We start from the raw sequence: 20,486 nt of genomic DNA, 5'->3' as shown, positions 1-20,486 counted from the left end.
CCCTCGTGACGGCTGAGGGTGATGTCGCCGGTATCACGGCTCGCGCTCGCGCGGTAGTAGCGCCAGCCCGCCTCGCCGGTAACCGCCAGCGTCCGCGTCAGCGGCCACTCGCCACGGACCGCCAGGCCGCCGTAGCCGCCGGTGAGGTCCTCGCCCTCGGTGGCCGGATCGCCGTCCTGGGTGACCAGGTTAACGCCCAGGATCAGGCCACCGTCCACGTGAGCGCTCAGCGGCTCCCACAGGGAGACGCCGACGCGGGTCTCGCGGGTCTCTATCTCGCGGCCGTCATCGTAGTCGAGGTCGCTGCGCTGGTGGGCCACGTCCATGGAGAAGGACAGCGGGTCCGCGGCCACCGCGGGGGTGGTGCCGAGCACCGCGGCCAGGCCCGCGGCGGCGGCCAGGTGCCGGCGGGCGCGCACGGCCGTCATGCCTCCTCCCCGGTGGCGACCGGCCGGTTCGGATCGCGGATCCACTCGCTCCAGGAGCCCGGATTGAGGGCGGCCTCCGCGAGGCCCGCGTGAGCTAGGGCGAGCACGTGATGGCAGGCGCTGACACCGGAGCCGCAGATCGCCACCACCGGCCGGCCGCTCGCCCGGTCGAGGATCTGGCTCCACTGACCGCGCAGCTCGGAGACCGGCAGGAACCGGCCGTCGTCGCCGAGATTGGCGCTGACCGGACGGGACAGGGCCCCGGGCACGTGCCCGGCCACCGGGTCGATGGGCTCGGCGTCACCGCGATAACGCTCGCGGCTGCGCGCGTCGACCACGCAGAACCCGTCCAGGGTGCCGGCCAGCGTCTCGGTACCGACCACGGGCATGGAGCCCGGGTGCGCGCGGTAGCGGCTGCGGTGGGACGGCTCTGGGGTCTCGTCGGTAAGCGCGCCGCCGGCGTCGCGCCAGGCGGCGAGGCCGCCGTCGAGCACGGCTACCGCCTCGTGGCCGAGCCAGCGCATCAGCCACCAGAACCGGGCCGCCATGGCGCCGGGACCGTCGTCATAGACGACGATCTGGGTCTCGTTGCCGATACCGTGACGCTCGAGCCAGGCGACCAGCGCATCCGGGTCCGGCAGCGGATGACGCCCGGTACTCCCGGTCACGGGCCCCGAGAGGTCGTGGTCGAGGTCGGCGTGGAAGGCACCGGGAATGTGCGCCCGCTGCCAGGCCCGCCGTCCGGCCTCCGGATCGGCGAGATCGAAGCGGCAGTCCACCACGGCCCAGTCGCCCCGCGCCGGGGCGGCGAGGAGTTCGTCAGTGTCGATGAGGGTCGTCCAGCGCATGGCACCTTCCCGCAAAAAGCCCGGATTCAGCGATCCATTCAGGATATGCGCCCCCCGCCACGGTGCAAGAGGGCGTCGTCTTGACTTATGACAATTGTTTGCCAAGCTTCCAGTCAACGGTGCGATGCCCAACGGCGGGCAGCAATGCACCGAAGACACAGCATCCGGAGCAATGCAGCTCCTCGTCTGCTACGGCCGTTCACTGCGACGGTCGATGACGGGGAGCTTTTTTTTTGGGAGGCACCACGAGGGAATGAGCAGGGATATCCAGTCCGGGAAGCCCTGGCGGCTCGGGGTCCTGTTTTCGCAGACAGGCACGACTGCCGTCATTGAGCGAACCCAGCTCCGGGCGACGTTACTGGCGATCGAAGAGGTCAACGAGGCCGGCGGTGTCGACGGCCGCGAAATCGAGCCGGTCGTCTACGATCCGGGCTCCGTAATGGAGCGCTACGGCGAGCTGGCCGAGCGCCTGTTCACCGAGGACGACGTCGAGGTGATCATCGGCTGCTACACCTCGTCATCGCGCAAGGAGGTCCTGCCGGTCGTCGAGCGCCGCAACGCCCTGTTCTTCTACCCGACGCTCTACGAGGGATTCGAGTACTCCCCCAACGTCATCTACGGAGGCGCCGCCCCCAACCAGAACAGCGTGCCCCTGGCCCGCTATCTGATGGAGAATTTCGGTGAGCGTTTCTGCTTCGTGGGCTCGGACTACATCTACCCCAGGGAGTCCAACCGGGTGATGCGCAACATCGTCCGGCAGGCCGGGGGGGAGGTGGTCGGCGAGTTCTACACCGAGCTCGACGCGGGCGCGGACGACTTCCAGCCGATCCTCGCCGAGATCGAACGCCTCCGCCCCGACGTGATCTTCTCCACGGTGGTCGGCGACGCCACGGTACGCTTCTACCAGTCCTATCTCGCCTACCCGGGCGACGGGACCAGCGTACCTATCGGCAGCCTGACCACCAGCGAGTCCGAGGTCGCGGCGATGGGGGCGGAGGCGGCGGCGGGCCACATTACCGCAGCACCGTACTTCCAGAACCTGGAAACCGAGGCCAACCGTGCCTTCCTCAAGCGCTTCCGCGCACGCTACGGCGACGACACGGTCGTGACCAGCTGCGGTGAGGCGAGCTACTTCCAGGTCCACATGTTCGCCAATGCGCTGCGCATGGCCGGGAGTACCGATACCGACCGGCTCCGCGACGTGCTGCGGGGCTCGGAATTCGAGGCGCCGCAGGGCCGCGTGAAGATCGATCCCGACAACAACCACACCTACCTGCACTCCCGCATCGCCCGCGTGGACCGGACGGGCCAGTACGTCGTCGAGCGGGAGCTCCCGCGCGCGATCAAGCCAGACCCTTACCTCGTGGTCCCCGCGCTCAACGACTGGAGCGTGGACATCACCCATCCGGGCCGTCGCCGACGCTCATGACAGCAACGAAGATGCGGAGTTGATGGCAACGAGCAACATCATAAAGAGCATCCGTAATCTGCGCGTACTCGTGCTCCACCCACGGGACAGTCACGCGGAGCAGCTGCTGCAGCAGGTACGGCGGATCGGGTGCCAGGCCGAGGCGATATGGCCGTTGCCCGAGCGGTTGCCGGAGCACGCGGATCTCGTGTTCATCGAGGTGACCGAATCCCCGTCACGGGCCCTGCGCCAGCTGGTGGACAAGGATGTTGAACACCGCCCCACCGTGATCGGGGTGGTGAGCTACGAGAACCCCTCGGTCCTCGAGGCCCTGCTGGAGATGCGCGCTGACGCGGTACTGACAAAGCCATTACGGCCCTCGGGCGTGCTTAGCAGCATGGTGCTCGCGCGCCGGATCTGGGACGACTTCCGGCGCTCACAACGCGCGCTGAGCAAGCTCAAGGCGAAGGTCAAGAACACCCAAACCGTGAGCCAGGCAAAATTCATCCTGATGCGGCTTCACCAGATCCCGGAGGACGAGGCGTACTCGATCATCCGGAGCCAGGCGATGGCCAAGCGTGCGACCACGGTGGAGATCGCCCAGGCGATCATCAACGCGGACGGCATCCTGGGCAATATCAGCGCCAAGACGGTGGACCTGGACAAGACCCGCTGACCGCTTACCGGCGGCACCGGAACAAAATGGTCACCGGAAAACGGATATGGAATGCGTATGAAACGGTCACGGTTTCCATGAACGTCACGGCCATTCGCCGGGGAGGGTCGATTATTGCGGAAATTCGCAATACACGATCTAAAAACTGATTAAACGATATATCCCTGTACGGCCTGGGGAGCGGACCACCGGGCAATGACATCGAACCGCGGGTGATCAATTCGCAAGTCTTGATCATGCGGGGACGGCAACGGCGCCGTCCAGATGTCGGCCAGAGAAGGCCTTTTTCATGGAATCGGGAATCGGTTGATTTTTTCACGGGGCGAAATCCCCGGCGGTATCCTATTGCCATAATTTCTCCAAAAAAGAAATTTAATTCATACACAACAAGGGGTTGCGAAACCACACTCCTTGTGCTTTAAGTAACTGTAACCGACCCATCAATGCAGATGGGACGGCCTCCAGACGGGCAACGCGGCCCCTTGATACCGGCATTCGTTAATTGCCGATCAAGGGGCTTTTTTTGTGCCCGCCATTCCCGCTGGATCGGGATACGCGCAGGACGAAAAACCGGGAGTACCGAAATGAAACGACGAAATTTCCTAAAGGGCGTGGCCGCCGCCGGTGCGGCCGGCGCCGCCGGCTTCCCCGGGATCTGGATCAAGGGCGAAGGCATGGCACACGCGGCCAACGGTGAGATCCCCGTAGGCGTGCTCTTCTCCCTGACCGGTCCGGTCGCCGTGGTCGAGAGCACGCTGCACGACGCGTGCATGCTCGCGATCGAGGAGATCAACGCCAACGGCGGCGTCAACGGCATGAAACTGCGGCCCTACGTGGAGGATCCCGCCTCCGACCCGGCCACATTCGCCGACCGCGTACGGCGCCTGGTGATACGGGACAAGTGCGTGAGTGTGTTCGGCTCCTACACCTCGGCGAGCCGCCAGGCGGTACTCCCGGTGGTCGAGCAACGCAACAACCTCTACTGGTACCCGACCCTCTACGAGGGCCGAGAATGCTCGCGCAACGTCATGTACGGCGGCGCCGTGCCCAACCAGCAGCAGCAGGAATTCGTGCCCTGGCTCGCCGAGAAATTCGGCAAGCGCTTCTATCTCATCGGTAACAACTACGTCTATCCCCGGGAGGAGAACAACGTCTGCAAGATCCTCCTGGACCGCCTCGGCGGCGAGGTCGCCAACGAGGAGTACGTGCCGCTGGGCCATTCGGACTTCGGATCCGCGATCAACCGGATCCGGCGCGAAGAGCCGGACGTGATCTTCTGCACCCTGGTCGGCGATTCCGACGTGGCCTTCCAGCGCCAGCTCCACGCCGCGGGCTTCGACCCGGGGGAGATGCCGGTGGCGAGCCTCACGCGCTCGGAGATCGAGGTCAAGGCGATGGGCGGCGAGGCGGCCGCAGGGAATTTCTCCTCGGCACCGTACTTCATGGCCCACCAGTCCGCCGCGAACGAGCGTTTCGTCGAGGCCTATCTCAAACGCTACGGCAGCGACCAGGTCACGCACTTCGTCAGCGAGGCCGCCTACTTCCAGGTCTACCAGTTCAAGGCGGCGGTCGAGCAGCTCGCCAGGAGCGACATCGACCCGATCAGTATCCGCGACGCGGCGGTGGGCCTGCGAACCACGGCCCCCCAGGGCGAGATCGAGATCGATCCCAATCTCCACACCCACCTGTGGCCGAAGATCGGGCAGTGGCAGAGCGACGGTCAGGCCCGGGTCCTGGTCGAGTCGGACACGCGTGTGGCCCCGGAGCCGTACTGGGCCTACGACGGCCAGTCGTGCACCGCGGAGGGCCTCGTCAAGGGCTAATGGCCGGACGGGCGGGCGCCGGTGGCGCCCGCCTCCCGACCGGGGAATCGGACTATGGACGTATTCTTCAATCAGGCCTTCACCGGTTTGAGCACCGCCTCCATTCTGCTGCTGGTCGCCCTGGGCCTGGCGATCATCTACGGCGCGATGGGGGTCATCAATCTCGCCCACGGCGAGTTCGTGATGCTCGGCGCCTATGCCGCCTGGTTCCTGCAGAGCTTTCTGGGTATTGGGCTGTTTCTCGGGCTGCCCCTGGTATTCGTATTCTTCGCACTGCTGGGGCTGGCCATCGAACGCGGCCTGGTCCGCTGGCTGTATCACCGGCCGCTGGACACCATCCTCGCCACCTGGGGCGTCGGTATCGTGCTCCAGCAGCTCGTGCGCATGATCGCGGGTCCCGACTCCCGCTACGTCGAGCGCCCCGCGATGCTGGACGGCAATCTGCGGATCGCCGACGTATACATGTCCAACTACCGGATTTTTCTTCTTTTCTTCTCGGTAGCCGTGCTCGTTGCCACCTGGTATCTAATGACGCGCACCGAGTTCGGGACCAAGCTGCGCGCGGTCATCCAGAACCGCGAGATCTCCGAGTGCTACGGCATACGGACCGAGCGCGTGTATGCGCTGACGTTCGCATACGGCGCCGGACTCGCGGGCATCGCCGGCGCCCTCATCACACCGCTCGCCAGTGTCACCCCCGGCATGGGCACCAATCTCGTGGTGGACGCCTTCCTGGTGGTGATCGTCGGCGGGGTGGGCAGCCTGCTGGGCACGGCGGCGGCCTCCGGGCTCGTGGGCGAGGCGACCGCGCTGTTCTCGTTCCTGCTCAACGACACCATCGGCCGGGTCGCCGTGCTGATGGCCATCATCGTTCTTATCCGGTTCTGGCCCCAGGGCCTGTTCGCCGACCGGATCCGGCGATAGGGGAGCCACGCTATGAACCAGAATTTCCGCTTCGACTGCGTCGGATACGCACTGTTCGCCGCACTGGTGCTGCTCGCCGTGCCCTGGTACCTGTCCTTCGACGGATTCGAGCTCAACACCTTTGCGCGCTACCTCGCTCTCGGCATGGTGGCCATGGCGCTGGCGCTGTCCTGGGGCTACGCGGGGATCCTCAACCTCGGGCAGGCGGCGACCTTCGGCATCGGCGCCTACATCATGGCGATGCATCTCAAGCTCGGGGCGAGCGCGGCGAACCCGGGCGGCCTTCCCGACTTCATGGGCTGGACCAACGTCGAGACACTGCCGTGGTTCTGGGTCCCCTTCCACTCCCTGACGGTAACGTTGCTCGCCGGCGTTCTGCTCCCGGCGGCGGTCGCGGGCGTGATCGGCACGTTCATGTTCCGCGGCCGCATCACCGGGGTGTTCGTGGCGATCATCACCCTCGCACTGCTGGTCGCCATCCAGCTCGTGTTCGTCGAGTACCAGATGTACACGGGCGGCCAGAACGGCCTGACGGGGCTGGCGCCGCTGGTGCTCGCGGGCTGGACCGCGGACCCCTACAGCACCGCCTTCTACTACTTCGTGGCCGGGTGCCTGCTCGTCGCGACGGCGGCGTGTGTGGCACTGACGCGCAGCAAGGTCGGACTCATCCTGCGCGCGATCAAAGAGAACCCGGACCGGGTGCGGTTCTTCGGCTACCACGTCTCGAGCTTCGAGACGGTGGTGTTCTGCATTTCCGCGATGATCGCCGGCTGGGCGGGAATGCTCTACGTCCTGGTGCTGGAGTTCGCCTCACCAACCTACATGGGGGTGCCGTTCAGCCTCGCGATCGTCATCTGGTGTGCGGTCGGCGGCCGTAACTCCCTGGTCGCGGCGGCGCTCGGCGGGATAGTGGTCAACATCCTCGAGGGACGGCTCTCGGACCTCTTCGTCGAGGGCTGGACGCTGTTCCTCGGCGTCACGTTCATTCTCGTCGTGCTGTTCATGCCCGACGGCCTGTTCGGCGTATTCCGCAGAATTGCCACCAGGCTCCACGAGCGGCTGCGCCGTCACCGCAACAGCACGGCCAAGGCGCTCCCGACAGGCACCGGCGCCGTGCCGGCCCGGGCCGGCGAGCAGGGGGGGCAGTAGTCATGGCGCATCTCGAACTTAAGGAACTGGGCGTGCATTTCGGCGGGCTTCGCGCCGTGGACGGCCTGAACCTGTCCCTGAAGTTCGGCGAGCTGCGCTGCCTGCTCGGCCCGAACGGCGCGGGGAAGTCGACCACGCTCGATCTGATCTGCGGCAAGACACTGCCAACCGCGGGCCGGGTAGTCTTCGATGACCGCGACATCACCGGCCTGAAGGAATACCAGCGTGCCCGCTGCGGCATCGGCCGCAAGTTCCAGACACCGGCAGTCTTCAGGGATCTAACGGTCTGCGAAAACCTCGAGGTGGCCCGGTCCCAGCACCCCGGCGTACTTAGCGCACTGGGTGTGTTCCGCTCACGGGTGCGCGGCCGCATGGCGGAGGTCCTCGAACTCGTGGAGCTGACCGGCGAGCTGCACACGCGCGCCGGCAACCTATCCCACGGCCAGACCCAGTGGCTGGAGATCGCCATGCTGCTGATGCAGGACAGCCGGCTGATCCTCTTCGACGAGCCCACTGCCGGGATGACCATACAGGAGACCCACAAGACCGCGGGCATATTCAACGCCCTGAAGGGCAGTCACACGATGATCGTCGTTGAGCACGACATGGGGTTCGTGCGCGAGATCGCCGAGACGGTGACGGTCATGGACATGGGGACGCTGCTCGCCGAGGGCAGCATCGCCGATGTGGAGAACGACCCCGCCGTGCGCGAGGCGTACCTGGCAAACGGAGGCGACGATGCTTGAGGCGCAGGCCCTGTATTCCTATTACGGCAAGAGTCCGATCGTCCAGGACGTGAGCTTCACGGTTCCCGAGGGGAGCTTCGTGAGCGTGCTCGGCCGCAACGGCGTGGGCAAGACCACGCTGTTGCGCACCGTCATGGGGCTGACCGACGGCATCTCCGGGCGGCTGTCGTTCCGCGGCGAGGACCTTAGCCGGCTGCCCACTCACGAACGGGCGCGCCGCGGCATCGGCTATATCCCCCAGGGCCGCGAGGTGATCCCGCGCTTCAGCGTGCGCGAGAACATCGTCATGGGGACCTACACCCGCAGGGACGGGCGCCGGGACCTCCCCGGACACATCCTGGAGCTGTTCCCCGTGCTCCGCGAATTCCTCGACCGCCGCGGCGGCGACCTGTCCGGCGGGCAGCAACAGCAGCTCGCGATCGCGCGGGCACTGGCCATGGACCCCAGGGTCCTCCTCCTCGACGAGCCCACCGAGGGTATCCAGCCGAACATCGTCCATGAGATCGAGCAGGTACTGCTGCGGCTCAACCGGGAGTTCGGCATCACCGTCGTGCTGGTCGATCAGAACATCCCCTTCGCACGCAGGGCCTCGGACCACTTCATCGTCCTCGACAAGGGCCGTGTGGCCGTGGCGGGCCACGGCGAGGAGCTCACCGACGAGGTCGCGGAACGGTATCTCACCTTCTGAACCGCCCGGACACGGCGGAAAACGAACGGGCCGACGTGCCCAATCGCCTCCAAGCGCACCAAGAGAGAGGAGTGACAACATGCGTCACGGTGACATTTCCAGCAGTAAGGACACGGTCGGGGTCGCGGTCGTCAACTACAAGATGCCGCGGCTGCACACCCGGGCCGAGGTCCTGGAGAACGCCGAGAAGATCGCCGATATGGTCGTCGGCATGAAGCAGGGCCTGCCCGGCATGGACCTGGTGATCTTCCCGGAATACAGCACCCACGGGATCATGTACGACCCGAAGGAGATGATGGACACGGCGAGCAGCGTCCCCGGCGAGGAGACCGAGATCTTCGCCAGGGCCTGCCGCAAGGCCAATACCTGGGGGGTGTTCTCGCTCACCGGCGAGCGCCATGAGGAGCATCCGAAGAAGAACCCGTACAACACCCTGATCCTCATGGACAACAAGGGCGAGATTGTCCAGAAGTACCGCAAGGTCATCCCCTGGTGCCCGATCGAGGGCTGGTACCCCGGCGGCCAGACCTTCGTCAGCGAGGGTCCCAAGGGCCTGAAGGTCAGCCTGATCATCTGCGACGACGGCAACTACCCGGAGATCTGGCGCGACTGCGCCATGAAGGGCGCCGAGCTCATCGTCCGCTGCCAGGGCTACATGTACCCGGCGAAGGAGCAGCAGGTGATGATGTCCAAGACCATGGCCTGGGCCAACAACTCCTACGTCGCGGTGTCCAACGCCAGCGGCTTCGACGGGGTCTACAGCTACTTCGGCCATTCCGCGATCATCGGTTTCGACGGCCGTTCACTCGGCGAATGCGGCGAGGAGGAGATGGGCATCCAGTACGCCCAGCTCTCGGTGTCCGAGATCCGCGATGCGCGCGCGAACGACCAGTCCCAGAACCACCTGTTCAAGATCCTGCACCGCGGCTACACCGGGATGCACGCCTCGGGTGACGGGGACAGGGGCGTCGCGGACTGTCCCTTCGAGTTCTACCGGACCTGGGTTAAGGACGCCGAGAAGGCCCGCGAGGACGTCGAGGCGATCACCCGGCGCAAGGCCGGCGTCGCCCAGTGCCCGGTCGGCAGTATCCCCTACGACGCCGAGGAAAAGGAGGCCTGACGAGGCCACCCCCGCGTGTTCCCGGCCTGCGGGCCGGGAACCGTAATCCCGCAGGCACCAGGAGCCCCGCGCATGCCGTTCATCAATGACATGCTGGAGAACAGCCACCGGGAACAGGCCCAGCGCAGCGCGCTGAAAGCGGAGAACGCCGCCGGCGAGGACGTCGTACAGGCGCACCTGGCGAGTCAGTCCACGCTGGAGAGCCGCTTCCGTTTCGACGTCGACACGGTCATGGGCACCCTCCAGAACGAGATCATCGGCCAGGACGACGCCCTGCGCGCGGTGGAGGACATCCTAAAGGTGGTACGCGCCGACATAACCGACCCCCGCCGGCCGCTGTTCACCGCGCTGTTCCTCGGCCCGACCGGGGTGGGCAAGACGGAGGTGGTCCGGTCGCTGGCGCGCTCCCTGCACGGCGATGCCGACGCGTTCTGCCGGGTCGACATGAACACGCTCTCCCAGGAGCACTACGCGGCGGCCCTCACCGGCGCCCCTCCCGGTTACGTCGGGGCCAAGGAGGGCAACACGCTGCTGGATCAGGACCGTCTCGAGGGCGACCACGGCCGCCCGGGGATCGTGCTTTTCGACGAGCTGGAGAAGGCCAGCCCCGAGGTGCTCCAGGCGTTGCTCAACGTATTCGACAACGGCCTGCTCACGGTCGCCTCCGGCGAGCGGACCTACAGCTTCCGTAACGCCCTGGTATTCATGACCAGCAACCTGGGGGCCCGGGAGATACAGCGCGACGAGCAGCGCCGGCAGAGTGGATTGCGGCGCTGGCTGCCTTCGAGCACACGGCGCCGGCATCGTCGGGTGGAGGAGATCGTCCGCGACAAGCTCCTGCGGGCCTTCACCCCGGAGTTCGTCAACCGGATCGACAACATCACGGTGTTCAACTGGATCGAACCGGAGCTGGTGGAACGGCTGGTGGCACTCGAGGTCGAGCGACTCAACCGCCGGCTGCTCAAGCATCGCTGCCGTCTGGAGGCACGGCCGGCAGTACTGAGCCATGTCGCCCGCGCGGGATTCGACCGCCAGTTCGGCGCCCGTTCCCTGCGGCGGGCTGTCCGCCATCAGATCGAGGTGCCCTTCGCGGAATACCTGCTCAATCATCACCGGCCGGACGAGGACGCCCGGACACTGACCACCTACGTGGCCGAGCACGGCGACGGGGGCGTGCGTTTCCGGATGCCGTAGGCCCCGTTGGCGAAACGCCGCGCAGACGCCGGGACCCGACCGCGGGAAGGGGCTCAGCGTTTCCCTAGAGTTCCAGGCCGTGCTCCTTGATCTTGCGGGTCAGGGTATTGCGGCCCCAGCCCAGCAGCCGTGCGGCCTCCTGGCGGTGGCCGGCGGTGTGCTCCAGCGCGGCGCGGATCATGACCTGCTCGAAGCGGTCGTGGGCCTGGGCGAGCGCCTCCGGCTCGGGGCCGGTGGCCACCGTCCGGGCCCAAGCGGTGAGCGCCTCCTCCCAGCTGCCGTACTGGCCGCCGGCGGTCTCGGCCACGCTCTCCTCGTTGAGGTCGCGGGGCAGGTCCTCTTCATGGATCTCGCGGCCGCTGGCCATCACGGTCAGCCAGCGGCAGGTGTTCTCCAGCTCGCGCACGTTGCCGGGCCAGGGCAGAGCGGCGAGCCGCCGCTCGACGGCGGGGGTCAGGACCTTGGGCTCGACGTTGAGCTCGCGCGCGCTGCGGGCGAGGAAATGACGCGCGAGAGAGGGGACGTCGGCGGCGCGCTCGCGCAGCGCCGGCACGTGCAGCCGGATCACGTTGAGGCGATGGAAGAGGTCTTCGCGGAATCGCCCCTGTTCGACCAGGCGCTCCAGGTTCTGGTGGGTCGCGGCGATGATGCGCACGTCCACGTGCATGGGGGTGTGGGCACCCACACGGTAGAACTCGCCGTCGGCGAGGACCCGCAGCAGCCGCGTCTGCAGCTCGGCGGGCATGTCGCCGATCTCGTCGAGGAACAGCGTGCCCCCGTCCGCCTGCTCGAAGCGCCCGCGGCGCTGCTGGTGGGCACCGGTGAAGGCGCCGCGCTCGTGACCGAAGAGCTCGGACTCCATGAGGTCGCGGGGGATGGCGGCCATGTTCAGGGCGATAAAGGGCTTGTCCGCGCGCGGGCTGTGCCGGTGCAGGGCGCGGGCGACCAGCTCCTTGCCGGTCCCGGACTCGCCGTTGATGAGGACCGTGATATGCGAGCGCGACAGCCGGCCGATGGCGCGGAAGACCTCCTGCATCGCCGGCGCCTCGCCGATAATCTCCGGCACCGGCCCGGCGTCGTCCGCCCTCGGGGCACGTTCGCGGGCGGCGGCGAGGGCGCGGCGGACGAGCTCCACCGCCTCCTCGACGTCGAAGGGCTTGGGCAGGTACTCGAAGGCCCCGCCCTCGTACGAGGAGACCGCGGCGTCCAGGTCGCTGTGCGCGGTGATCACGATCACGGGCACCTCGGGGGCGACGCCGCGCAGGCGCTCCAGCAGTGCCAGGCCATCCATGCCGGGCATCCGGATGTCGGTGACGATCACGTCCGGGCGACGGTGCTCGAGCGCGGCGAGGACCTCCTCGGCGCTGGCATAGCCCTCCGCGGCGAGGCCGTCGGCCTCCAGCGCACGGGCGAGGACCCAGCGTATGGAGCGATCGTCGTCGGCGATCCAGATGCGTTCGGCGGCACTCATTCGGCGTCCTCCAGGGGCAGCCATACGGTGAACTCGGTGCGCCCGGGCACGCTGGAGCACTCGATGAGCCCGCCGTGCTGGGCCACCAGGTTCTGGGCGATGGGCAGACCGATCCCGGTCCCCTCGGGCCGGGAAGTGATCATGGGGTAGAAGATGCGCTCGATGAGGTCCGGGGGGATGCCCGGACCGTTGTCGATAATGTCCACGCGCACCACCAGCCGATGGGGGACATCACCGATGGTGAAGCGCCGCTGGGTGCGGGTGCGCAGGGTGATCTGGCCGTGGTCGCCGACCGCCTGGAGCGCGTTGCGCACCAGGTTGAGCAGCGCCTGCAGGAGCTGGTCGCGGGCGGCGTCCAGCGGCGGGATTGACGGGTCGTAGTCGCGCACGAAGGTCACGCCCTCCGGCGCCTCGGCACTGGCGAGGTGACGCACACGCTCGAGGATCTCGTGGATGTTCACCGGGCTGCGCTGGGCCTGGGTATTGGGTCCGAGCAGGCCGTCGACCAGGCCGCGCAGGCGATCGGCCTCACTGATGATGACGTCCGTGTACTCGCGCAGTGCGTCGTCGTCGAGCTGGCGCCGGAGCAGCTGGGCGGCGCCGCGCAGGCCGCCGAGCGGATTCTTGATCTCGTGGGCGAGCCCCCGGATCAGCTCGCGGATCGCCCGGTTCTGGGAGATCAGCTGATGCTCGCGGCTGATGCGCAGGTGGCGGTCGAGCTGGGCGAGCTCCAGCAGCAAGCCGCCGTCGGGCAGCGGGGTCACGGAACAGTCCAGGGTCACCAGCTCACCGGCGAGCGCGATCTGGTGCTCGCGGTCCGTGAAGCTGGTGCCGCGCTCACGGGCCCGGGAGAGGGCCTCGGCGATGCCGTTCAGCCCGGGCAGCGCCTCGTCCACGCCCATCCCGCGGATCTGGCGTGCACTGATACGCAGCAGGCTTTCAGCCGCCGGATTGATGTCAACGATGCGATTGCCGGCATCGAGCACCACGATGGCCGTGGTGAGGTACTCGACGATGGGCTCCTGCGCCACTTTGATCTCCATGCATGTCCCTGTCTGCCCCGATACGGGTCCATGGAAGGGGATAGCAAAAACCGCGCCGACCGGCGCAGACGCATGCATAGCGGGGGGCAGGGCGCACAGGCGGTGGGTGTATGCACTATAATGGTGCGCCCCGATGGGGTATTCAAGGGCAGTGCCCCCGAATAAGGCGCACCGCTCAGCGGTTACGGAACAGCCGGGAGGCCTGGTGCAGGTAGACGGTGACCGTCGCGCTGCGTGCGAGCACGCGCCCGCTGTCGTCGCGGAGCAGCGCCTGGAGCTCGTGGGCGCCCCGGTCGAGCCCGGAAAGGGTGATATCGGTGACGGTGAACGGCCCCTGCCGGTAGGGACTGCCGTCGACCAGGATCAGGATCCGCTGATCCTCGGAGAGACGGGGACGTACGTCGAGCACGAGCTGGAGCTTGCCCTGGTTGTCCCGCACGGTGGCCTCGTCCGACGGGGCGGCGATGGCAATGCGCCATTGTGTCTGTGCCGCCGCGCCGTCACCCGTGCCGGAATCGCTGTCGTCCCCGCCGCGGTCCGCGTCGTCCTTCGGACCCGTCCCCTGGGGGGCTGGCAGCGAATCGACAACCGTGGGCTCGCCGACGTCGACGGGCTCGGCACCGTCGTGGGGCTCGTCGCTGAAATGGACCTGGCCCTGGTCGTCCACCCAGCGATAGACGTCGGCTGCGGCAGGCGCCGCGACCGCCGCCACGAGGATGGCGAACAGACAGAGAACGGTCAGGCGGGAGACGGTTGGTACGCTCATGGCGCCAATGTAGCGGCTTTGGCCCCCGGCGCGCCACCCACGGCGGCGTCCGGCGGGACAGCGGCGGGCCGCAGGGACGGCCCGCCGCTCGGGCAGTCGCGGTTACACGCTGTAGTAGAGATCGAACTCCACCGGGTGCGTGGTCATGCGCAGCTGCTGGACCTCCTCGCCCTTGAGCTCGAGGTAGCCGTCGATGGCGTCGTCGGTGAACACGCCGCCCTTGGTGAGGAACGCGCGGTCCTTGTCGAGCGCGTCCAGCGCCTCCTCGAAGGAGAACGCCACCTTCGGGATCTCGGCCTCCTCCTCGGGGGGCAGGTCGTAGAGGTCCTTGTCCATGGCGTCGCCGGGGTGGATCTTGTTCTCGATCCCGTCGAGGCCGGCCATGAGCATCGCCGCGAAGGCGAGGTACGGGTTGGCGGTGCTGTCCGGGAAGCGGATCTCCACACGCCGCGCCTTGGGGTTCGAGACCCACGGGATGCGCACGGACGCGGAGCGGTTACGCGCCGAATACGCCAGCAGCACCGGCGCCTCGAAGCCCGGGACCAGGCGCTTGTAACTGTTGGTCGAGGCGTTGGCGAAGGCGTTGATCGCCTTGGCATGCTTGATGATGCCGCCGATGTAGTACAGCGCGGTCTCGGAGAGGCCACCGTACTGGTCGCCGGCGAACAGGGCCTCACCGGTCTTGGCGATCGACTGGTGGACGTGCATGCCGTTGCCATTATCGCCGACCAGCGGCTTGGGCATGAAGGTGGCGGTCTTGCCGAAGGCGTGGGCGACGTTGTGCACCACGTACTTCAGGGTCTGGACCTCGTCCGCCTTCTTCACCAGGGTGTTGAACTTGCTGCCGATCTCGCACTGCCCGGCGGTCGCCACCTCGTGGTGGTGCACCTCGGTGGTCTGGCCCATCTCCTCGAGGGCGAGGCACATGGCCGAACGCATGTCGTGGAGGCTGTCCACCGGCGGCACCGGGAAGTAGCCGCCCTTCACACCCGGACGGTGGCCCATGTTGCCGTCAGCATAGACACGCTCGGAGTTCCACTGGGCCTCCATGGAGTCGACCTTGTAGAAGTTGCCGCTCATGTCCGCGCCCCAGCGCACATCGTCGAAAACGAAGAACTCGTTCTCCGGGCCGAACATGGCCACGTCGCCGACGCCGGTGGACTGGAGATAGGCCTCGGCGCGACGGGCGATGGAGCGCGGGTCGCGCTCGTAGCCCTGCATGGTGCTGGGCTCGATGATGTCGCAGACCAGGTTGAGCGTCGGCTCCTCGTAGAAGGGGTCGACCACCGCGGTCTCCGGGTCCGGCAGCATGATCATGTCGGACTCGTTGATGCCCTTCCAGCCGGAGATGGAGGAGCCGTCGAACATCTTGCCGGACTCGAAGGTATCCTCCTCGATGGTGTGCGCAGGCACGGTGACGTGCTGCTGCTTGCCCTTCGAGTCGGTGAAGCGGAGATCGACGAACTTGATATCGTTGTCTTCGATCAGCTTGAGGACGTCCTCGGCGGTGCGGGACATAGTCTTGCCTCCATGGTGCATACGTTTACCCGCGGTGAAGTTAGCAGAAATCATGCCAGAGGGCTCCACCACGGAGTCAGGGCATTCCGGCGCGGTTCGCGGACGGGTAGAGCAGATCGCCATCGACGCTATTGCACCAAAATAAGGCACGCACCCATCAGGTGCGCCCAATAAAGGTGCATAACCGGCCACGGGGCGCCCGTCCCGGCAATCGTACGCCACTGTCCCGTCTGTCGCAGCCCGCGGTATACTCTGCGATTTTCTCCCGGCCCCCGCCGGGGCCATCCACCGTACGGAGTCGGACGGCAACGCAATGATCACCTTTCAGCAGCTCATCCTGGAACTCCAGCGCTACTGGGCGGAACGCGGCTGCGTCGTGCTCCAGCCGCTGGACATGGAGGTGGGCGCGGGTACGTTCCACCCGGCGACCTTCCTGCGCTCGATCGGCCCGGAGCCCTGGAACGCCGCCTACGTCCAGCCCTCCCGCCGGCCGACCGACGGCCGCTACGGCGAGAACCCGAACCGGCTGCAGCATTACTACCAGTTCCAGGTGGTGCTCAAGCCCTCGCCGGCGGACATCCAGGAGCAGTACCTGGGCTCGCTGAAGGCCCTCGGCGTTGATCCGCTGGTGCACGACATCCGCTTCGTCGAGGACAACTGGGAGTCCCCCACCCTCGGCGCCTGGGGCCTGGGCTGGGAGGTCTGGCTCAACGGCATGGAGATCACCCAGTTCACCTATTTCCAGCAGGCGGGCGGACTGGACTGCCGACCGGTGACCGGGGAGATCACCTACGGGCTGGAACGCATCGCCATGTACCTCCAGGACAAGGCCAGCGTCTACGACCTGATCTGGACCGAGGGGCCCGCGGGCACGGTGACCTACGGTGACGTGTTCCTGCAGAACGAGCGCGAGCAGTCAGCGTACAACTTCGAGCACGCGGACGTCGCGAGCCTGTTCCACTGGTTCGACACCTGCGAGCGCGAAAGCCAGCGTCTGGTCGAGGCGGGACTGCCGCTGCCGGCCTACGAGCAGGCACTGAAGGCGTCGCATACGTTCAACCTGCTGGACGCGCGCCACGCCATTTCGGTCACCGAGCGCCAAGCCTACATCCTGCGCGTACGCGCGCTCGCCCGCGCTGTCGCCGAGGGCTATTACGCCACCCGGGAGGCGCTCGGCTTCCCGCTGTCGAACACCGCAGAGGATCGTTCCGCATGACTGACGCGCGAGAGGACCTGCTCATCGAGCTCGGCACCGAGGAGCTCCCGCCGACGGCCCTGCACGAGCTGATGACCCGCTTTGCCGACGAGATCACGGCGGGGCTGGACCAGGCGGGCGTCGGGCATGGTGCACACCACGCCTACGCGACCCCGCGCCGGCTGGCGGTGACGCTCGAGTCGGTGGCCACACGTCAGCCGGACCGCACCATCGAGCGCGCCGGTCCCGCGGTCGCCGCGGCCTTCGATGCCGACGGCAATCCCACCAAGGCGGCGGAGGGTTTCGCGCGCTCCTGCGGCGTGGCGGTGGAGGCGCTCGAGCGCATGGAGACCGACAAGGGCGAGCGCCTGGGCTACCGCGGCATCGAGCCGGGCCGCGAGACCGCGGCGCTGCTGCCGGAGGTCATCGACCAGGCCCTGGCCCGGCTGCCCATCCCCAAGCGCATGCGCTGGGGCGACAGCGACGCGGCCTTCGTACGGCCGGTGCACTGGCTGGTGGTTCGCCTCGGCGACACGGTGGTGCCGGTGGAGGTGCTGGAGCTCGCCAGCGGTGGCGAGAGCCGCGGCCACCGCTTCCATCATCCGGCAGCCATCCCGGTGACCGCGGCGAACTACGCCGAGCGCCTGCGTGACCCGGGCTACGTGATCGCGGACTTCGACGCGCGCCGCGAGTACATCCGTGAGCAGGTCGAGGCCGCCGCGCGGGGGATCGGCGGCACCGCCGAGGTACGCGAGGACCTGCTCGAGGAGGTCGCGGCCCTGGTGGAATGGCCCGTCGCGCTGGCAGGCAGCTTCGACGAGGCGTTCCTGCGGGTGCCCGAGGAGGCCCTGGTCTCCAGCATGGAGGGGCATCAGAAGTACTTCCCGGTCCGTGGCGGGGACGGCCGGCTGCTGCCGCGCTTCATCGCCGTGGCCAACATCGACAGCCGGGATCCGTCCGCGGTGGTCGCCGGCAACGAGCGCGTGATCCGGCCACGGCTCGCGGACGCGGCGTTCTTCTGGGACCAGGACCGGCGCACGCCGCTGGCGGAGCGGGTGGACGACCTCGGCGCCGTGGTCTTCCAGAAGGCGCTGGGCACGCTCTATGACAAGAGCGCCCGCGTCGCCGCCCTGGCACGGCGTTTCGCCCCGGCCTTCGGCGCGGACGCGGCGCAGGCCGAGCGCGCCGCCTGGCTGGCGAAGACGGATCTCCTCACCGAGATGGTCGACGAGTTCCCCGAGCTCCAGGGCGTGATGGGGCGCTACTACGCCCGGGAGGACGGCGAGCCGGCACCGGTCGCCGATGCCCTGGACGAGGTCTACCAGCCCCGGGCTGCGGGCGATGCGGTGGCCGCCTCCGCGCTCGGTCGCCTGCTCGCCGTGTGCGAGCGCGCGGACACGCTGGTCGGGATCTTCGCGGTGGGCAAGGCACCCACCGGCGCCAAGGACCCATTCGGGCTGCGCCGTGCCGCGCTCGGCCTGGTGCGCTCGCTGCTCGAGGGCAATCACGACGTGCCGTTGCACGCGGTCTTCGCGGCCGCGGCGGACAACCTGCCCGGCGGCCTCGACGGCGACGCCCAGGTAACACCAGTGATCGATTTCTGCCTGGAACGGCTGCGGGCGCACTACCTCGACGACGGCGTGCCGGCTGAGGTCTTCGCCGCGGTGCGTGCCGTTGCCGGGGGCGCCGACGCCACCGCCGGGATCCCCGATTTCGACCGCCGCCTGCGTGCCTGTCAGGCATTTCTCGCCCGTCCGGAGGCGGCGAGCCTCGCCGAGGCGAACAAGCGCATCCGCAACATCCTGCGCAAGTCCGGCGAAGCGGACGGGGCCCTGCCGGCACCGGATCCGGCCCGCTTCGAACAGGCCGAGGAACGGGCGCTGGACGAGGCCGTGGCGGAAGCGGAGACGGTGGTCACGCGGCAGGTGGCGGCGGGGGACTATGCCGCCGCGCTCGAACACCTGGCCGGGCTGAACGGACCGGTCAACCGGTTCTTCGAGCACGTCATGGTGATGGCGGACGACGAGGCGGTACGCCGCAACCGCCTCGCACTGCTGGACCGGCTGTCCGGTTCGTTCCTCCGCGTCGCCGACGTCTCGCAGCTGCCGGGGAGCGCGTGACGGTGACCAACCTCGTGATCCTCGACCGGGACGGCGTGATCAACGCCGACTCCGAGGCCTTCATCCGCACGGCGGCACAGTGGCAGCCACTGCCTGGCAGCCTGGAGGCGATAGCCCGGCTCAACCGCTGCGGGTTCGATGTGGTGGTCTGCACCAATCAGTCCGGGGTGGCGCGGGGACTGATCACGCCGGCGGATCTGGAGGCGATACACGCGCGCATGCTGGAGGCGATCCGGACCGCCGGCGGGGACCTCCGCGGCATCTTCGTCTGCCCCCACGGCCCGGATGACGGCTGCGACTGCCGCAAGCCCGCGCCGGGGCTCCTCCACCAGGTCGCGCGCCGCCTCGGCCGGCCGGTCGCCGGGGCTCACCTCGTCGGCGACAGCGCCCGGGACCTGGACGCGGCGCGCGCGGCAGACGCCCGCCCCCTACTGGTGCGTACGGGCAAGGGCGAGGCGACACTCGCCGCGGGCACGGCCGGCGATGCCCCGGTCTTCGACGACCTGGCATCGGCAGCGGAGGCGATCATTGCCTCGGGTGACGGCACATGACGGATCAAACGGCCACTCCCCGCCTCCTTCAGGGGATCATCTTCCGCAGTGGCGTGGTGATCTCGGTGGTGCTCTGGGGCCTGCTCAGCCTGTTCACGGCGGTGCTCCCGTTCCGCTGGCGCTACTGGTTCATCAGTCGCTGGTGCTGGTGGCTGCGCGTGTGGCTGCGCATCAGCGCGGGTATCACCGAGGAGATCGAAGGGCGGGAGAACATCCCGTCGGAGCCCGGCGTGGTCATGGCCAAACATCAGAGCGCCTGGGAGACGGTGGCGCTGGTTCGGCTGTTCTATCCGCAGACCTGGGTGGTTAAGCGCGAGCTATTGTGGCTGCCGGTATTCGGCTGGGCATTCGGCCTGCTGCGGCCCATCGGTATCGACCGGGGGGCAGGGCGTGACGCCGTGCGCCAGGTGGTCCGCAAGGGAAGTGCGCGCCTCGCCGACGGCCAGTGGGTCATCGTCTACCCGGAGGGGACGCGGGTGCCGGCCGGACACAAGGCGCGCTACCGCGCCGGCGGTGCGATCCTCGCCTGTGAGACCGGCAGCACCATCACGCCGGTGGCCCACAACGCCGGCGAGCACTGGCCCCGGGATGGCTGGCACATCCGTCCAGGCGTGGTGCGCCTGCGTATCGGCCCGCCTATCGAGACCGCGGGACGAAAACCCGACGAGGTCATGACGGAGGTCGAGGCCTGGATCGAGCGGGAGACCGCCGCGCTGTCCGCGCTGGGGTATCCCGGCACGCCCTTTGAACGACGCACGAAACGGCGCGGCTGACACGCAGAAATAGAATAACTTTTTGATTTAAAAAGAAAACCCCGG

19 protein-coding genes are annotated in these 20,486 nt (G+C 67.7%); 13 read left to right on the top strand and 6 right to left on the bottom strand.

Translation table 11 applies throughout. The features are described from left to right. The coding region (locus tag G7A99_RS05270; protein ID WP_163139129.1) for a hypothetical protein at positions 1–428 on the bottom strand (428 nt) is incomplete at its 3' end. Then, complete coding sequence (locus tag G7A99_RS05265) at positions 425–1,276, bottom strand: sulfurtransferase (protein ID WP_018717428.1); 852 nt, start codon at positions 1,274–1,276, stop codon at positions 425–427. The genes G7A99_RS05265 and G7A99_RS05270, both read right to left, overlap by 4 nt. Positions 1,277–1,529: 253 nt before the next feature. Between G7A99_RS05265 and G7A99_RS05260 the strand changes: the two genes are divergently transcribed. The 9 genes from G7A99_RS05260 (at position 1,530) to G7A99_RS05220 (ending at position 11,004) form a co-directional block, all read left to right on the top strand. Then, positions 1,530–2,705, top strand: coding sequence for a transporter substrate-binding domain-containing protein (locus tag G7A99_RS05260; RefSeq protein ID WP_163139128.1), 1,176 nt, complete (start codon positions 1,530–1,532; stop codon positions 2,703–2,705). Positions 2,706–2,727: 22 nt separating this feature from the next. Beyond that, entirely contained in the window at positions 2,728–3,360 is a 633-nt protein-coding gene (locus tag G7A99_RS05255; protein WP_018717430.1) for an ANTAR domain-containing response regulator, read from the top strand. Positions 3,361–3,944: 584 nt separating this feature from the next. Beyond that, positions 3,945–5,183, top strand: coding sequence for a transporter substrate-binding domain-containing protein (locus G7A99_RS05250; protein WP_163139127.1), 1,239 nt, complete (start codon positions 3,945–3,947; stop codon positions 5,181–5,183). A gap of 54 nt (positions 5,184–5,237) precedes the next feature. Beyond that, complete coding sequence (urtB, locus tag G7A99_RS05245) at positions 5,238–6,107, top strand: urea ABC transporter permease subunit UrtB (protein WP_163139126.1); 870 nt, start codon at positions 5,238–5,240, stop codon at positions 6,105–6,107. A gap of 12 nt (positions 6,108–6,119) precedes the next feature. Further along, positions 6,120–7,256, top strand: a complete 1,137-nt coding sequence (gene urtC, locus G7A99_RS05240; protein WP_163139125.1) for an urea ABC transporter permease subunit UrtC — start codon at positions 6,120–6,122, stop codon at positions 7,254–7,256. Positions 7,257–7,258: 2 nt separating this feature from the next. After that, positions 7,259–8,002: an urea ABC transporter ATP-binding protein UrtD gene (gene urtD / locus G7A99_RS05235; protein WP_026320976.1), complete on the top strand. Its 744-nt coding sequence runs from the start codon at positions 7,259–7,261 to the stop codon at positions 8,000–8,002. Continuing rightward, a complete protein-coding gene (gene urtE / locus G7A99_RS05230; RefSeq protein ID WP_163139124.1) occupies positions 7,995–8,690 on the top strand; it encodes an urea ABC transporter ATP-binding subunit UrtE in 696 nt (231 codons plus the stop codon). Before urtD ends, urtE begins: the two co-directional genes overlap by 8 nt. A gap of 79 nt (positions 8,691–8,769) precedes the next feature. Continuing rightward, entirely contained in the window at positions 8,770–9,810 is a 1,041-nt protein-coding gene (locus G7A99_RS05225; RefSeq protein ID WP_018717436.1) for an aliphatic amidase, read from the top strand. A gap of 72 nt (positions 9,811–9,882) precedes the next feature. After that, complete coding sequence (locus G7A99_RS05220) at positions 9,883–11,004, top strand: AAA family ATPase (RefSeq protein WP_163139123.1); 1,122 nt, start codon at positions 9,883–9,885, stop codon at positions 11,002–11,004. 64 nt (positions 11,005–11,068) lie between these two features. On the opposite strand, the gene ntrC is transcribed toward G7A99_RS05220, so the two are convergent. From ntrC to glnA, 4 genes are all read right to left on the bottom strand, one after another. Continuing rightward, entirely contained in the window at positions 11,069–12,475 is a 1,407-nt protein-coding gene (gene ntrC, locus G7A99_RS05215; protein ID WP_018717438.1) for a nitrogen regulation protein NR(I), read from the bottom strand. Then, on the bottom strand, positions 12,472–13,518 hold the full coding sequence (glnL, locus tag G7A99_RS05210) for a nitrogen regulation protein NR(II) (protein WP_163139122.1): 1,047 nt from the start codon (positions 13,516–13,518) through the stop codon (positions 12,472–12,474). Before glnL ends, ntrC begins: the two co-directional genes overlap by 4 nt. Before the next feature lie 175 nt (positions 13,519–13,693). Further along, complete coding sequence (locus G7A99_RS05205) at positions 13,694–14,284, bottom strand: DUF4124 domain-containing protein (protein ID WP_163139121.1); 591 nt, start codon at positions 14,282–14,284, stop codon at positions 13,694–13,696. Between the two features lie 102 nt (positions 14,285–14,386). After that, the gene (gene glnA / locus G7A99_RS05200) at positions 14,387–15,802 is read right to left on the bottom strand and encodes a glutamate--ammonia ligase (protein WP_163139120.1); all 1,416 of its coding nucleotides are present in this window, start codon (positions 15,800–15,802) and stop codon (positions 14,387–14,389) included. Between the two features lie 313 nt (positions 15,803–16,115). On the opposite strand from glnA, the gene glyQ reads away from it, so the two are divergent. From glyQ to G7A99_RS05180, 4 genes are read left to right on the top strand one after another with little or no spacing between them, the layout of a single operon-like run. Then, positions 16,116–17,018: a glycine--tRNA ligase subunit alpha gene (gene glyQ / locus G7A99_RS05195; RefSeq protein WP_163139119.1), complete on the top strand. Its 903-nt coding sequence runs from the start codon at positions 16,116–16,118 to the stop codon at positions 17,016–17,018. Next, complete coding sequence (glyS, locus tag G7A99_RS05190; protein ID WP_163139118.1) at positions 17,015–19,117, top strand: glycine--tRNA ligase subunit beta; 2,103 nt, start codon at positions 17,015–17,017, stop codon at positions 19,115–19,117. The genes glyQ and glyS overlap by 4 nt, the downstream gene beginning before the upstream one ends. A gap of 2 nt (positions 19,118–19,119) precedes the next feature. After that, positions 19,120–19,668, top strand: a complete 549-nt coding sequence (gmhB, locus tag G7A99_RS05185; RefSeq protein ID WP_240466102.1) for a D-glycero-beta-D-manno-heptose 1,7-bisphosphate 7-phosphatase — start codon at positions 19,120–19,122, stop codon at positions 19,666–19,668. Further along, the gene (locus G7A99_RS05180) at positions 19,665–20,441 is read left to right on the top strand and encodes a 1-acyl-sn-glycerol-3-phosphate acyltransferase (RefSeq protein ID WP_163139116.1); all 777 of its coding nucleotides are present in this window, start codon (positions 19,665–19,667) and stop codon (positions 20,439–20,441) included. Before gmhB ends, G7A99_RS05180 begins: the two co-directional genes overlap by 4 nt. Positions 20,442–20,486: the final 45 nt, after the last annotated feature.

It is taken from the genome of Arhodomonas sp. KWT (assembly GCF_010993615.1).
The sequence above is the reverse complement of the archived record's forward strand: the minus strand, read 5'-3'. Positions and strand labels throughout refer to the sequence as shown.

Bases quoted from the DNA above. Each gene is read 5' to 3' on its own strand.
- G7A99_RS05265 (WP_018717428.1), bottom strand. From the start codon at position 1,276: ATGCGCTGGACGACCCTCATCGACACTGACGAACTCCTCGCCGCCCCG.
- G7A99_RS05260 (WP_163139128.1), top strand. From the start codon at position 1,530: ATGAGCAGGGATATCCAGTCCGGGAAGCCCTGGCGGCTCGGGGTCCTG.
- G7A99_RS05255 (WP_018717430.1), top strand. From the start codon at position 2,728: ATGGCAACGAGCAACATCATAAAGAGCATCCGTAATCTGCGCGTACTC.
- G7A99_RS05250 (WP_163139127.1), top strand. From the start codon at position 3,945: ATGAAACGACGAAATTTCCTAAAGGGCGTGGCCGCCGCCGGTGCGGCC.
- urtB (WP_163139126.1), top strand. From the start codon at position 5,238: ATGGACGTATTCTTCAATCAGGCCTTCACCGGTTTGAGCACCGCCTCC.
- urtC (WP_163139125.1), top strand. From the start codon at position 6,120: ATGAACCAGAATTTCCGCTTCGACTGCGTCGGATACGCACTGTTCGCC.
- urtD (WP_026320976.1), top strand. From the start codon at position 7,259: ATGGCGCATCTCGAACTTAAGGAACTGGGCGTGCATTTCGGCGGGCTT.
- urtE (WP_163139124.1), top strand. From the start codon at position 7,995: ATGCTTGAGGCGCAGGCCCTGTATTCCTATTACGGCAAGAGTCCGATC.
- G7A99_RS05225 (WP_018717436.1), top strand. From the start codon at position 8,770: ATGCGTCACGGTGACATTTCCAGCAGTAAGGACACGGTCGGGGTCGCG.
- G7A99_RS05220 (WP_163139123.1), top strand. From the start codon at position 9,883: ATGCCGTTCATCAATGACATGCTGGAGAACAGCCACCGGGAACAGGCC.
- ntrC (WP_018717438.1), bottom strand. From the start codon at position 12,475: ATGAGTGCCGCCGAACGCATCTGGATCGCCGACGACGATCGCTCCATA.
- glnL (WP_163139122.1), bottom strand. From the start codon at position 13,518: ATGGAGATCAAAGTGGCGCAGGAGCCCATCGTCGAGTACCTCACCACG.
- G7A99_RS05205 (WP_163139121.1), bottom strand. From the start codon at position 14,284: ATGAGCGTACCAACCGTCTCCCGCCTGACCGTTCTCTGTCTGTTCGCC.
- glnA (WP_163139120.1), bottom strand. From the start codon at position 15,802: ATGTCCCGCACCGCCGAGGACGTCCTCAAGCTGATCGAAGACAACGAT.
- glyQ (WP_163139119.1), top strand. From the start codon at position 16,116: ATGATCACCTTTCAGCAGCTCATCCTGGAACTCCAGCGCTACTGGGCG.
- glyS (WP_163139118.1), top strand. From the start codon at position 17,015: ATGACTGACGCGCGAGAGGACCTGCTCATCGAGCTCGGCACCGAGGAG.
- G7A99_RS05180 (WP_163139116.1), top strand. From the start codon at position 19,665: ATGACGGATCAAACGGCCACTCCCCGCCTCCTTCAGGGGATCATCTTC.